The organism is Streptomyces bicolor (assembly GCF_000719285.1).
GTDB lineage: Bacteria > Actinomycetota > Actinomycetes > Streptomycetales > Streptomycetaceae > Streptomyces > Streptomyces bicolor.
Genome location: NZ_JOFS01000005.1, coordinates 31273 through 44660, shown reverse-complemented (window position 1 = coordinate 44660; position 13388 = coordinate 31273). Strand labels below are relative to the sequence as shown.

The window sequence follows — 13388 nt, the reverse complement described above, 5'->3', positions numbered from 1 at the left end:
ACGATGGGCCCTTGCGGGCCGTCCCCGTGGGGCAGACTCACGCGCGTGAGCGCCATCGCGTGGACCGCCGCCGGATCACTCGCCGCCTGGCTGTGGCTGCTGCTCTGCCAGGGCTTCTTCTGGCGTACGGACGTCAGACTTCCGCATCGTGCGGAACCGGACGACTGGCCCTCGGTCTGCGTCGTCGTACCGGCGCGCGACGAGGCCACGGTGCTGCCCGCCAGCCTGCCGTCGCTGCTCGCCCAGGACTACCCGGGGCGCGTGGAGATCTTCCTCATCGACGACGGCAGTTCGGACGGCACCGGCGATCTCGCGCGCGAGCTCGCGCGGCGGCACGGCGGGCCGTCGCTGACAGTCGACTCCCCCGGCGAGCCGCCCGCCGGCTGGACGGGCAAGCTCTGGGCGGTGCGGCACGGCATCGGCCTGGCACGCGCGCGTGCCCCTGAGTATCTGCTGCTGACGGACGCCGACATCGCGCATGCGCCCGACAGCCTGCGGGAGCTGGTGGCGGCCGCGCGCAGCGGGGGTTTCGACGTCGTCTCGCAGATGGCCCGGCTGCGGGTGGAGAGCCTGTGGGAGCGGCTGGTCGTGCCGGCCTTCGTGTACTTCTTCGCGCAGCTGTATCCGTTCCGCCGGATCAGCGGGAAGGGGACGCGGACGGCGGCCGCGGCGGGCGGCTGCGTCCTGCTGCGTACGGATGCCGCCGAGCGGGCGCGGATCCCGGACGCCATCCGGCACGCCGTCATCGACGATGTGGCGCTCGCACGGGCCGTCAAGGGCAGCGGCGGGCGCATCTGGCTGGGGCTGGCCGAGCGCGTGGACAGCGTGCGCCCGTATCCGCGGCTGCGCGACCTGTGGCGGATGGTCTCGCGCAGCGCGTACGCGCAGCTGCGGCACAACCCGCTGGTGCTGGCCGGGACGGTCGCCGGGCTCGCGCTGGTGTACCTGGTGCCGCCCGCGGCCGTGATCGCGGGGGCGTTCGGCGGGGATGCGGCGACCGCGGCGGTCGGCGGTCTCGCGTGGCTGGTGATGGCGGGGACTTATGTGCCGATGCTCCGCTACTACCGCCAGCCGCTGGTCCTCGCCCCGCTGCTGCCGTTCACCGCGTTCCTCTATCTCCTCATGACGGTCGATTCCGCGGTGCAGCACTACCGGGGCCGCGGGGCGGCGTGGAAGGGGCGTACCTACACGCGTCCCGACGCCGTGCCGGACGAGAGCTGACTACTTGCGGCCGGGCGTCCAGTTCATGCCCCACCCGTAGGCGTGGTCGACCGTGCGCTGGGGGCTCACTCCGCGCTCGGGCACCAGGTAGCGGGCCTCGCGCTGGACGACCAGGTCACTGCCGGTGTTGGTGATCAGCGCGAGTGCGCACACCGTCGAGGGCACCGTGCACTCGTCGAGCGAGAACTCGATCGGGGCACCGAACTGGGGTGTGAGGGTGACCGTGGCGTGCAGGTCCGCGAAAGAGCGCGCGCCTTCGTAGATGGTCACGAAGACGAGGACGCGCCGGATGGCCCGCTGGTGGTCGAGACTGATGGTGAGGTTCTCGCCGCTGGAGCGGGCACCGGTGCGGTCGTCACCGTCGAGGTGGATGTACGGGGGCTGCCGCAGCGCACCGAAGGCATTGCCCAGGGACTGGACGACACCCTTGCTGCCGTCGGTGAGCTCGTACAGGGCGCAGAGATCGAGGTCGAGGTCGTTGTGCATGGCGACCGGGCGGCCCAGTTTGCTCGCCCAGCCGGAGAACTGCTTGCGCATCTGCCAGTTGAGGTTCACGCGCATGGTGCCCGACGTGCCGCCCTGCTTGGTCAGCGAGACGGAGGGGGCCTCCTTGGTGAGCGTCACCTTGCTCAGGCTGATGGGTGGCGCCTGGGGCGCAGGGGGAGCAACCGGTGGCGTGGCGGGCGGCGTAACGGGCGGGGGCATGGTCGCCGGGGGCGCGACCGGCGGAGCCGCGTTCTGGGGCTCGTCGACGGTGATTCCGTAGTCGGTGGCCAGACCCTCGAGGCCGCTGCTGTAGCCCTGGCCGACGGCGCGGAACTTCCAGGCGCCCTGGCGGCGGTAGAACTCACCGAGGACGAAAGCGGTTTCCACGGTGGCGCCCATGCTGTCGAAGCGGGCGACGAGGGCGCCCTGGGCGGCGTCCTTGACCTCGACGCAGAGGTCCGGCACCTGGCCGAACGCACCACCGTCCGCGGAGGCGGCCAGGATGACGGTCTCGATCGCGGACTCCACGCGCGTGAGGTCGACGAGGAGGCTGTCGGTCACCCGGCCGCCCACGTCCCGCTTGCCCTCGTGACGGACGGCGCCGGAGGAGTGCTCGGGCTGGTTGTAGAAGACGAAGTCCCCGTCGGAACGGACCTTTCCGCCGACCAGCAACAGCGCCGAGGCATCCGCGTCGGGCACGCCCGGTCCGGAGCGCCACCCCAATTCGACCCGCAGTGCCGTCGTCGGCACCGGAGCATTCGATCCCTTCGACATTGACATGTCCGCCCCCAAGACGGGTCACCGCGCCAGGTATGTCCCGGCCGCTCATTGGGTTCTTCTACAAAGCCAACCTATTCCCCGCGCCGGCGAACTCCCACGTGGAGCCCAGGAACACCGGTGGCCAACCGTCGGTAACCCGCTCGGAACTCGGCATTTACACGATCCGAGCGCGGATTGGCGTCCCTTTTTGGCAAGTTCGCTCGCATTGGGGATCCGCCGTCACTGCGGGCACATAAAACAACCCTCTTATCGGTCTCCCCAACCAGCACATCGTGGGCTTAACGTATGCGCCATGACCTCCCCCCGCTCCACCTATGGCGGCGGCTACTACTCCGCCTCCTTCCCGGACACCCCGATCTACGACTCGCTCGTTGCCGAGCGGGGCACCCCGCAGATCGCCCCGATCCGGGTCCCCGCCGCGTACGACATGCCGAGCAGCAACCTGCCCGCGCTGCCCTCGGCTCTGCCGGCCCTCCCGGCCGCCCCGTCCCAGCCCTCCTACGGTTATCCGCAGACGCAGCAGCCCGCCCCGCTACAGCAGGCTCCCGCTGCCTACATCCCGCAGCAGGCGGCCGCCCCGCGCGGCTATCCGGGTCCGCAGGCGCAGCAGCCTCGGCCGATGGCGCCCGGCGGCACGGGCTACGAGGCCATGCGCCCCGCGGCTCCCCGCCCCGCCGCGGCCCCCTACCAGGACCCGTACAACAACCAGCAGTACCGCGGCTACTGACCCGTGCGCCCCGGGCTGTCGGAGCCACCTGGCACGATGGCCCCATGGGGCACGCGAAGCTGCAGTCGATTCACCTTCATCCGGTCAAGGCATGCCGGGGCACTGCGCCCCGGGAGGCCGTCGTGGAGCCCTGGGGGCTGGCCGGAGACCGACGCTGGGCGCTGATCGACGACGGGGGAAAGGTCGTGACGCAGCGCCAGCGACCGCGCCTTGCGCTGGCCGCCGCCGAGTTGCTGCCCGGTGGCGGCGTTCGGCTGTCCGCGCCCGGCATGGATCCGCTGACGGTGCCCGTACCCCGTCCGGTCGGCACCGTGCCGGTGGAGATCTTCCGGGACAAGGTCGAGGCGGTTCTCGCCGAGGACGACGCCGCGCATGCCTGGTGCAGCGCCTTTCTCGGCGCGGAGGTACGCCTCGCGCACATGGACGACCCCGGCACCCGCCGCCCGGTCGACCCGCAGTACGCGCTGCCGGGCGAGACCGTCTCCTTCGCCGACGGCTATCCGCTGCTGCTCACCACGGCGGCCTCGCTCGACGCCCTCAACTCCCTGATCGCGCAGGGTGATCACGCCGACGAGGGCCCGCTGCCGATGAACCGTTTCCGGCCCAACGTGGTCGTGTCGGGCACTCCGGCCTGGGCCGAGGACGACTGGTCGCGCGTCGCCATCGGCGAGGTCACCTTCCGTGTCCCCAAGAAGTGCGGGCGGTGCGTGGTGACCACGACCGACCAGGGCACCGCCGAGCGCGGCAAGGAGCCCCTGCACACCCTGGGCAGGCACCGGCGCCTCGACGGCAAGCTGGTGTTCGGCCAGAACCTGGTCCCGCTGTCCCGCGGCACGATACGGGTCGGCGACCCGGTCACGATCCTCGGCTGAGAAGGATCCCGCCGAGCGACGACATGCGGGAACCGGGGTCGGGGGCCTGCTCGTTGGGCTTTTCGTGAGAAGTTCATGAGAGGTCCCGGGCGCAGGTGATTTCGCTCTCTCTGCGCCGGGCCCGCGGATGAACGGCTCCGGCAGGGGTTGTCACGGGGCGGGATGGGGGGTGGCCGGACGATGCGGGCGATCAGCGGACTCTGGCGCTGGCGGCACAATCCGCTGCGCCGTACGACCGATCTGGTCGAGGCCTGGGTCGCCCTCGCGGCCCTGCTGCTGGTCCTGGTCGCCGCGCCCTTGGCCGGCTCCCTGATCGGCGGCCTCGCGCAGGACACCCTGCAGGAGTCGGCCCGCGAACAGCGCGTGTCCCGGCACCTGGTGACGGCGACCGTGGTCCGCAAGGTGGAGGGCTCCCGCCTGGACGTCGACCCCGAGGCCTCCTCCGGCCGGGACATGCGCACCCGGGTCGTGGCCGACTGGACCGCACCGGACGGCAGCGTTCACCGGGCAGCGGTCATGGCGAACCTGGACACCCCCCGGCCCGGCGACCGCTTCACGATATGGACGGACCGGCAGGGCCGCACGGTGGCCCGCCCCCTGGACCCCGCGACGGCGTCGACGCACGCGGTTCTCGCCGGGTTCGGCGGTGCCCTCCTGGCCGCCGGGCTCATCGAGGGCGGCAGACGGCTGGTCGTCTGGCGCATGGTCCGTCGGCGGTACGCGCGTTGGGACCAGGCATGGGACAAGGCGGGTCCGGACTGGGGCCGGGCGGGCACCGGCAGTTGACGGCCTTCCGGCTCTGGTCAACCCACCGCCCGCGCGCACGCTACGGTGGACCGGCCGAACTCTTCGGCAGCAAAACCCGCGTACTACGAGGTGGGGGCACATCAACGCCATGGCACAGGGCACGGTCCAGGTGACGCACACCGGCACCTCGCGGTGGCGGCGCCGCACGGGTGAGTACGCATCGCTCGCCGCCGCCCTGGAGGCCGCGGCCGACGGCGACGTCCTCACCGTCGCGCCCGGCACCTACCGGGAGAACCTCGTCGTCCAGCGGGCGGTGACCCTGCGCGGCCCCGAGGGTTCCCCGGGCTCGGTGCGGATCGCGCCCCTGGACGGGGTGCCGCTGACCGTGCGCGCCTCGGCCGTGGTCCAGGACCTGCATGTGGAGGGCCAGGACGCGGCGGCGCCCGCGCTGCTCGTCGAGGAGGGCGCTCCGGAGCTGTCGGACGTCCGGATCGTCACGCGGTCCGCGGTCGGCATCGAGGTGCGCGGTGGGGCGCGGCCGACCGTGCGGCGCTGCACCGTCGACAACCCCGCGGGCATCGGCATCGCCGTACTCGACGGTGGGGGCGGGGTGTTCGAGGAGTGCGAGGTCGTCGCGGCCGGGCAGGCGGGCATCGCCGTGCGCGGCGGCGCCCACCCCCGCCTGGAGCGCTGCCGGGTTCACCACGCCTCCGGCTCGGGGCTGACGGCGACCGGTGAGAACTCCGCGCTGGAAGCGGTGGGTTGCGAGGTCTACGAGGTCCGGGGCTCCGGCGTCCAGGTCACCGGCCGGGCCACTGCCCACCTCACCGACTGCGATGTGCACCGCACCACTGCCGACGGCGTCACACTCGACACGGACGCCGTGCTGACGCTGGCGGACTGCCGCATCCACGACATCCCGGAGAACGCGGTCGACCTGCGCTCCCGCTCCGTGCTCACCCTGACCCGCACGACGGTGCGTCAGTTCGGGCGCAACGGCCTGTCGGTGTGGGACCCGGGCACGCGCGTGGACGCCAACCAGTGCGAGATCTTCGACAGCACGGGTGACTACCCGGCGGTGTGGGTCAGCGACGGCGCCACCGCGGTGCTGGACTCCTGCCGGGTGCACGACGTGCCGGACGCCCTGTTCGTCCTCGACCGGGGCTCGCGCGCGGACGTCGTCGACAGCGATCTGTCCCAGGTGCGCAACACGGCCGTGTCGGTGAGCGACGGCGCCACCGCCCAGCTCGACGACTGCCGGATCCGGGACGCGGCGACGGGTGCCTGGTTCCGGGACCACGGCAGCGGCGGCACCCTGAACAACTGCACCCTGGACGGCAATCAGACCGGCGTGATCGTCACCAAGGGCGCCGACCCCGTCATCGAGCGCTGCACGGTCGACTCCCCGACGGAGGCCGGGTTCTACGTGTCGGCGGGCGGCCGCGGCACCTTCCTGAACTGCCGGGTGCGGGGCAGCGCCGGCTACGGCTTCCATGTGATCGACGGCTGCCGTACGACGCTCAAGAAGTGCCGTACGGAGCGGTGCGCGCGGGGCGGCTACGAGTTCGCGGACGGGGGCCCGGACGCGGCCTCCGGTGCGGGCCCCGACGTGGAGGACTGCACCAGCGACGAGAGCGCGGGCCTCAGGCAGCCGCCCACGGCGCCGGAAAGCGCCGTGCAGACCGCGCGCCAGTCGCCCAGCCTCCTCGGCGCGATCCCCGGTCAGCGCACGACCGAGCAGGAGCCCCTCATCGCCGCCTTGGAGGGCGAGAAGCCGACGCGGACCTCCAAGGCGGTTCTCGGTGAACTGGACGCGCTGGTGGGCCTGGAGAGCGTCAAGCGCGAGGTGCGCGCCCTCACCGACATGATCGAGGTGGGCCGGCGCCGACAGCAGGCGGGCCTGAAGGCGGCGTCGGTCAAGCGCCACCTGGTCTTCACCGGCTCCCCCGGCACCGGTAAGACGACGGTCGCCCGCCTCTACGGCGAGATCCTCGCCTCGCTGGGTGTCCTGGAGAAGGGCCACCTGGTCGAGGTGTCCCGCGTCGACCTGGTCGGCGAGCACATCGGCTCCACCGCGATCCGCACGCAGGAGGCCTTCGACAAGGCACGCGGCGGTGTGCTGTTCATCGACGAGGCGTACGCGCTGTCGCCGGAGGACTCGGGCCGGGACTTCGGCAAGGAGGCCATCGACACGCTGGTGAAGCTGATGGAGGACCACCGGGACGCGGTCGTGGTGATCGTCGCGGGCTACACGGCCGAGATGGAGCGCTTCCTGTCGGTCAACCCCGGGGTGGCGTCCCGTTTCTCGCGGACCATCACCTTCAGCGACTACGGCCCCGACGAACTGCTGCGGATCGTGGAGCAGCAGGCCGAGGAGCACGAGTACCGGCTCGGCCCGGGTCTCGCCGAGGCCTTGCTGAAGTACTTCACGGCGATCCCCAAGGGCCCGGCGTTCGGCAACGGCCGCACGGCACGCCAGACCTTCGAGGCGATGGTGGAACGGCACGCGGGCCGGGTCGCCCAGCTCGACGAGCCGAGCACGGACGACCTGACGCTGCTGTACGCGGAGGATCTGCCCGAGCTGCCCTGATCAGCAGAGGGGTGCGGTCTACTGGGCGTCGAGCTGGTGGTCGGCCCAGACGTAGCTTTCGGGCAGCAAGTCGGTGATGAGGACGGTTCGGAGGCGTTCGTCGTCCCCGACGATGACCTTGAGGTCGGGGAAGTAGTCGAGAAGGACCTGACGGCACCGGCCGCACGGCGGCACAACCCCCCGGCCCCGGTCGCCCACGGCGACGATCGTGTCCAGCTCGTAGGCGCCCTGGGCGGCCGCCGCACCGACGAGGACCATCTCGGCGCAGGGGCCGCCGGTGAAGTGGTACGCGTTCACCGCGGTGACGATCCGGCCGTCCCGGGCGCGAGCCGCGGCTGCCATGGTGTGGTTGTCGCCCCTGCAGCGCGTGCGAGCGACGTGCGCCGCGGCCTGGACGAGTTCGTGGTCGACGGGGTGGGTCCGGGTGGTCATCTTCTCTGCCTTCGTCGGGTGTCAGGCGATGGCGTACCACAAGAGTGCGGCAGCCACCGGGGCGGCGACGATGAGGAGTGCCGAGTACCACCGGGGTGGCCGCGCCCTTCCCTGGGAGGACGCGGTCTTCACGACCGCCGTCCAGGCGTTCGATTCCCTACGGTGCTGACTCCGGCCGCTGTGCCGGTAGCTCCGGACTCAGCCGGGCCAGCAGCCGCTGGCGTTCCTCCGCGAAGGCGGGGTCCGCCTGGTATTCGCCGTGGCCGAGGATGGGGGCGGGCAAGGGGTGCTCGGTGGTGCGGCCGTAGGCCAGGGGGTCCTTGAGGGGAGCGCGGTCCACCTCGGGGCCGCAGTCGCCGGGCAGGCCGACAGGGCCGCCGATGGGGTCGGTGAGCCGGTAGAGGTTGCGCCAGCAGTCGACCTCGGCGTGCAGGGAGGTGAGCGCGGCCGGGCCGAAGTGGGCCGGGAACCAGCGGCCGTAGAGGCGTTCCAGCGGGGAGCCGTAGGTGAGGAGCGCGACCCGCTTGCGGTCGGCGGGTGTCAGCTGCCAGGCCGCCGCGGCCGCGAGCACGCTGCCCTGGGAGTGCCCGCAGATGACGAGGCGGCGGCCCTCCGCGGCGCGGGTCCAGGTCGCCATCCGCCAGGTCAGATCGGGCACCGCGCGCTCGGCGTAGCACGGCGGCGCGAAGGGGTGCGCGGCGCGCGGCCAGAAGGTGCCGACGTCCCACAGGATGCCGATGGTGCGTCGCGCGGAGGCGTCCTTGTAGGCGCGCCTGCCCCAGGTGACGAACAGTATGAAGCCGACGCCGATCAGCCAGGAGCCCAGCGCCTGCGCGGTCTGCGCGGCGCCGTGGACGAAGGCGTACGTCTCCTCGGCGGCCTTGCTCGGCGTCTTGTCGCTGGTCAGGGCACCGACCAGGGCTCCGGCGCCCAGCAGCAGGGTCGCGGTGGAGGTGACGGCCACGACGAGGGGGACGCGGTCGGTGAGCGTGGCCATCGCGCGCGTACTCGCGATACGGCGGGTGCGTGCCGTGTCCCGGGGCTCCCCGGCGTAGTCGCGTTCCACCGTGCCCAGCTCGGTGCGGCGCAGCTGCCAGGCCCGCCACGCCAGCCAGCCGCAGAGCAGCAGCACAAGGACCAGCAGGGGTGGGATGACGGAGGCCTGCCAGGTCAGCAGGACCGGCGGGCCCGCGATGGACGCCCCGGTGCCGTCGAGCCAGTCGGCCACTCGCTGGGCGACCCCGCCGGACATCACACCACCGAGGGCGCAGGCCAGCATCGCCACGGCCGGTCCGCCCACTCCCCGCATCGCGGCACGAGGATCGCCGTGCGTGCGGTGGAGGAGGTGAGCGACCACAGCGAGGACGATCACGAGCAGGCCCTGAATGAAGGCGATGGCACCGAACGTGGGGTCGCCGGGGAGGCGGCCCGCCGACTGCCAGCCCGGGCGGTCCCACCCGGCGTAGACCAGGGCGAGCGTCAGCAGGACGAGGGAGGCGAGCGGGAGCCGGCGTACGAGACGCTCGTCGAGTTCCTGGTCGAGGCGGTTCTCGCTGCGGCCCCGGCGGCAGACCACCCACACCACGACGGCCGCCCCGGCGATCAGCGCGGCGTGCAGGAGCCACCCCAGCGTGTCCAGCAGCGCGGGTCCACCGGGCCGGCGGTCGAAGCGGGCCGCGGCCGAGCCGACCGCCGCGGCGACGGTGAGCAGGCCGGCGGCGGTGTGCGCGGCGCGCAGCCGGGCGACCAGGCGCCGGCCGTACCAGAAGCCGGGGCGGCCCAGGGAGGTGCGGCCGGAGTCCTCGTCGGGCTCGGGCCCGCGGGCCATCGGCTGCTGGGACTCGTACGCGCTCCAGGTACGGCGGGAGAGGTACCAGAGCAGGCCGGTCAACGCGGTGGGCACCACGGCGGCGAGTGCGAGCCTGCGGCCCGGGTGGCTCCACCAGCCGCCCTCGGAGACCACGGGCGACAGGAAGCCGAGCCAGGTGTGCCGCTCGGCGCACGCGCGCGTGCCCGCGCACTGCCAGGCGGTGAGGTCAAGGGCGACCTCGCAGGCGGCCGCGACGAGCAGCACGGTCAGGGTCAGCCCCGCGAGCCGCACGAGCAGGCCGTACAGACGCACCGTCCGCTCACGGTCCCGTGCCGCGGGGCGCATCCAGTGGGCCAGATTGACCACCATGAACGGCAGCAACAGCAGCCACAGGGCGCGTGCGCTGTTCCCGGAGGTGAGGTTGCACCAGACGTACGCCTCGGGGACCGGCTTGCCCCGGTAGTCGTCCGGCCGGTCCTCCGCGTCGACGTCCTCGGCCCGCCGGAAGACGGCGGCCGTGTCGTCGCCGGTGATCCGCACGGTCCGCGGATCGTCGAGCATCTCCTGCGGTGTGGTGCCGCCGACACCGTGGACCAGGAGTTCCAGGGCGGTCCCCGCACTGTCGGCGTCCGCGACGGCACACCCGTCGGGACCACCCGTCGCCGCGTCGGCGCCCTCGCTCCGGGCGCCTTCCTGCGCACGTTCCACTGTTCGCACTTCCCCCGTGACGAGCCTTCGGCTTCTGTCCGTGCGGGCACAAGGATCTCCGCTGAGAGGGCCCTTGACACCTCTCGTCACGGAATCTCCCCGATCCGCGTGAAGAACGGAGCAATGGATGATGCGGAAGTGACATGCGCGCGTCGTGACAGCCAGTGGCGCGACCGGTACCGACCCATGCGAGGATGGGTCGTCCCGCGCACCGGGAACGGCGAGAATGTCCTTGTCGGAGGGGTTGCGCAGGGCGTGTCGGACGGCATGAGGCGAAAGGACCGGAGCGTACGTGAGTGAGAATCAGAACCTCCTCGCGGAGCAGCGGCGCGCCCTGATCCTGGACGAGGTACGGCGCCGAGGCGGGGTGCGCGTCAACGAGCTGACCCGCAAGCTCGGCGTGTCGGACATGACGGTGCGCCGCGATCTGGACGCGCTCGCCCGGCAGGGCGTGCTGGAGAAGGTGCACGGCGGCGCGGTCCCGGTGGTCGAGGCGAGCACGCACGAGCCGGGCTTCGAGGCCAAGTCGGGTCTGGAGCTGACGGCCAAGGAGGACATCGCGCGGGCCGCGGCCGAGCTGGTCGTGCCGGGCTCCGCGATCGCGCTGTCGGGCGGTACGACGACGTACGCGCTGGCGCATCAGCTGGTCGACGTGCCGGACCTCACCGTCGTCACGAATTCGGTGCGGGTCGCCGATGTCTTCCACGCCGCGCAGCGCACGACGGGCCCACGGCAGGGCGCGGCGACGGTCGTGCTGACCGGTGGGGTGCGCACTCCGTCGGACTCACTGGTGGGTCCGGTGGCCGACCAGGCGATCGGGACGCTCCATTTCGACGTGCTGTTCCTCGGTGTGCACGGGATATCGGTCGAGGCCGGCCTGTCCACGCCGAACCTGGCGGAGGCCGAGACCAACCGGCGCCTGGTGCAGTCGGCGCGCCGGGTCGTGGTGGTCGCCGACCACACCAAGTGGGGTGTGGTGGGGCTGAGTTCGTTCGCGGCCCTGGAGCAGGTCGACACGCTGGTGACGGACGCGGGGCTCGCGTCCGAGGCACGCTCGGAGATCGCGGAGCATCTGCGGCGGCTGGTGGTGGCGGGCGAGCCCGACGAGGACGCCGACCTCTGAGGCCGGTGGCGTCCGGCGGTGCAGACATCTGACGGAGCGCCAGCTATGGTGACGCTGCTCGGAGCGGCGTCGGCATAGGGGGTTTCGTCCATGGCTCACCTGCTGCGTGAGGTGGGGCTCGACTTCGTCGAGCGCGCGCCCGTACGGCTGGTCTTCGCGCGGGAGATCTCTGCTCCCCCGGAGCCGGTGTTCCGCGCGCTGGCCGAGGACGTGCCGGGCTGGCCGGAGTGGTTCTCGGCGGTGGCACTGGCCCGGCCGCTGGACGACGGGGCCCGGCGCGAGGTCCGGCTCCGGGGCGGTACGCGCTTCGAGGAGACCATCCTGGCGGCGAAGAGCCCGGAGGTGTACGCCTACCGCGTCGACGTGACCAACGCGCCGGGGGCACGGGCCATCGTCGAGGAGTGGCGGCTCGCCCCGGCGGGGACGGGCACGCGGGTGCAGTGGACGTTCGCGGTGGACGGCACGGCGCCGTTCCGCTTCGCCTTCAGCCTCGCGCGACCGGGCCTCGGCCGGACGTTCCAGGGCGCGGTGACCGCGCTGGACCGGCGGCTGGCGTCCGCGCGCACCTGAGACGCGCTGTTCCGTCCGGTCCCTGTGACGCGCCCTTCACCCGGTCCTTGAGGCCCGCTGTTCAGCCCGGTTCCTGAGGCCCGCTGCTGGTCACTCCGGCCACACGCCCGTGGCCAGCAGTTGCTCGATGGCCGCCGAGTACGGCCCGATGTCCAGGCCCTGCTCGGCCAGCCAGGCGTCCGAGTAGTACTTGTCGAGGTACCGGTCCCCCGGGTCGCACAGCAGCGTCACCACGCTCCCCCGCCGTCCCTCGGCCACCATCTCGGCGATGATCTTCAGTGCGCTCCACAGCCCGGTGCCCGTCGAGCCCCCCGCCTTGCGCCCGATGGCTCCCTCCAGGGCCCGTACCGCGGCCACGCTCGCCGCGTCCGGCACCTTCATCATCCGGTCGATGGCACCCGGCACGAAGCTCGGCTCCATGCGCGGCCGGCCGATGCCCTCGATGCGGGAGCCGCAGTCACACGTGACGTCCGGATCGCCGGTGGTCCAGCCCTCGAAGAAGCACGAGTTCTCCGGATCGGCGACACAGATGCGGGTGTCGTGCTGCATGTAGTGCACGTACCGGGCGAGGGTCGCGGAGGTGCCGCCGGTGCCTGCCGTGGCGACGATCCACGCGGGCTCCGGGAACCGCTCCAGCCTCAGCTGGCGGAAGATGGACTCGGCGATGTTGTTGTTGCCGCGCCAGTCCGTGGCCCGTTCGGCGTAGGTGAACTGGTCCATGTAGTGGCCGCCGGTCTCGACCGCGAGGCGGGCGGACTCCTCGTACATCTTGCGCGAGTCGTCCACGAAGTGGCACTGCCCGCCGTGGAACTCGATCAGGCGGCACTTCTCGGCGCTCGTCGTGCGTGGCATGACCGCGATGAAGGGCACGCCGATCAGCTTCGCGAAGTACGCCTCGGAGACGGCCGTCGAGCCGCTGGACGCCTCGATCACCGGGCGGCCCGGCCGGATCCAGCCATTGCACAGGCCGTACAGGAAGAGCGAGCGGGCCAGCCGGTGCTTGAGGCTGCCGGTCGGGTGGGTCGACTCGTCCTTCAGGTAAAGGTCGATGCCCCAGTGCTCGGGCAGCGGGAAGCGCAGGAGGTGTGTGTCGGCCGAACGGTTGGCGTCCGCCTGGACCTTGCGGACGGCTTCTTTCAGCCAGTCGCGGTAGGCGGCGTCGCTGTGGTCGACGTCGAGGGTCACGCCGGACGGGATCTGCTGGATGGTGCTCACGGCGCTGCTCCTCATGCTGTGCGGCAGCGGCGACTCGCGCGGCCGTCGCTTCGAGCATAAACATCTTCCGCACGCTTCTCACCTGCATAAACACACCTTTGAGAGCC

The 13388-nt window shown here is 72.1% G+C and carries 11 protein-coding genes; 7 read left to right on the top strand and 4 right to left on the bottom strand.

Features of this window, described 5'->3' with window-relative positions; all coding sequences use genetic code 11:
- The first annotated feature begins 3 nt into the window (after window positions 1–3).
- Window positions 4–1221 carry a glycosyltransferase gene (locus IF78_RS0106460; RefSeq protein ID WP_051827529.1) on the top strand — a complete coding sequence of 406 codons (1218 nt, stop codon included), beginning with the start codon at window positions 4–6 and terminating at the stop codon, window positions 1219–1221.
- Here the strand turns inward: IF78_RS0106460 and IF78_RS0106455 are convergent, their stop codons facing one another.
- A complete protein-coding gene (locus IF78_RS0106455; RefSeq protein WP_031483997.1) occupies window positions 1222–2481 on the bottom strand; it encodes a TerD family protein in 1260 nt (419 codons plus the stop codon). It abuts the gene before it with no gap.
- A gap of 298 nt (window positions 2482–2779) precedes the next feature.
- On the opposite strand from IF78_RS0106455, the gene IF78_RS0106450 reads away from it, so the two are divergent.
- The 4 genes from IF78_RS0106450 (at window position 2780) to IF78_RS0106435 (ending at window position 7423) form a co-directional block, all read left to right on the top strand.
- Complete coding sequence (locus IF78_RS0106450; RefSeq protein WP_031483996.1) at window positions 2780–3214, top strand: DUF6643 family protein; 435 nt, start codon at window positions 2780–2782, stop codon at window positions 3212–3214.
- A gap of 44 nt (window positions 3215–3258) precedes the next feature.
- Window positions 3259–4086: an MOSC domain-containing protein gene (locus IF78_RS0106445; protein ID WP_031483994.1), complete on the top strand. Its 828-nt coding sequence runs from the start codon at window positions 3259–3261 to the stop codon at window positions 4084–4086.
- A gap of 180 nt (window positions 4087–4266) precedes the next feature.
- Window positions 4267–4872 (top strand): Rv1733c family protein, encoded by a 606-nt coding sequence (locus IF78_RS0106440; protein WP_031483992.1) that lies wholly within the window; start codon window positions 4267–4269, stop codon window positions 4870–4872.
- A 109-nt stretch (window positions 4873–4981) separates the two neighbouring features.
- A complete protein-coding gene (locus tag IF78_RS0106435) occupies window positions 4982–7423 on the top strand; it encodes a right-handed parallel beta-helix repeat-containing protein (RefSeq protein WP_031483990.1) in 2442 nt (813 codons plus the stop codon).
- An 18-nt stretch (window positions 7424–7441) separates the two neighbouring features.
- Here the strand turns inward: IF78_RS0106435 and IF78_RS0106430 are convergent, their stop codons facing one another.
- Both IF78_RS0106430 and IF78_RS0106420 read right to left on the bottom strand, forming a co-directional pair.
- Window positions 7442–7855 carry a cytidine deaminase family protein gene (locus IF78_RS0106430; protein ID WP_031483988.1) on the bottom strand — a complete coding sequence of 138 codons (414 nt, stop codon included), beginning with the start codon at window positions 7853–7855 and terminating at the stop codon, window positions 7442–7444.
- Window positions 7856–8012: 157 nt separating this feature from the next.
- Window positions 8013–10373, bottom strand: coding sequence for a membrane protein (locus tag IF78_RS0106420; protein ID WP_031483986.1), 2361 nt, complete (start codon window positions 10371–10373; stop codon window positions 8013–8015).
- Between the two features lie 292 nt (window positions 10374–10665).
- Between IF78_RS0106420 and IF78_RS0106415 the strand changes: the two genes are divergently transcribed.
- Both IF78_RS0106415 and IF78_RS0106410 read left to right on the top strand, forming a co-directional pair.
- Window positions 10666–11496, top strand: coding sequence for a DeoR/GlpR family DNA-binding transcription regulator (locus IF78_RS0106415; RefSeq protein ID WP_031483984.1), 831 nt, complete (start codon window positions 10666–10668; stop codon window positions 11494–11496).
- Window positions 11497–11586: 90 nt separating this feature from the next.
- Entirely contained in the window at window positions 11587–12066 is a 480-nt protein-coding gene (locus tag IF78_RS0106410) for an SRPBCC family protein (RefSeq protein WP_031483983.1), read from the top strand.
- A gap of 90 nt (window positions 12067–12156) precedes the next feature.
- Here the strand turns inward: IF78_RS0106410 and cds1 are convergent, their stop codons facing one another.
- Entirely contained in the window at window positions 12157–13281 is a 1125-nt protein-coding gene (cds1, locus tag IF78_RS0106405; RefSeq protein ID WP_031483981.1) for an L-cysteine desulfhydrase Cds1, read from the bottom strand.
- Between the last annotated feature and the right edge of the window lie 107 nt (window positions 13282–13388).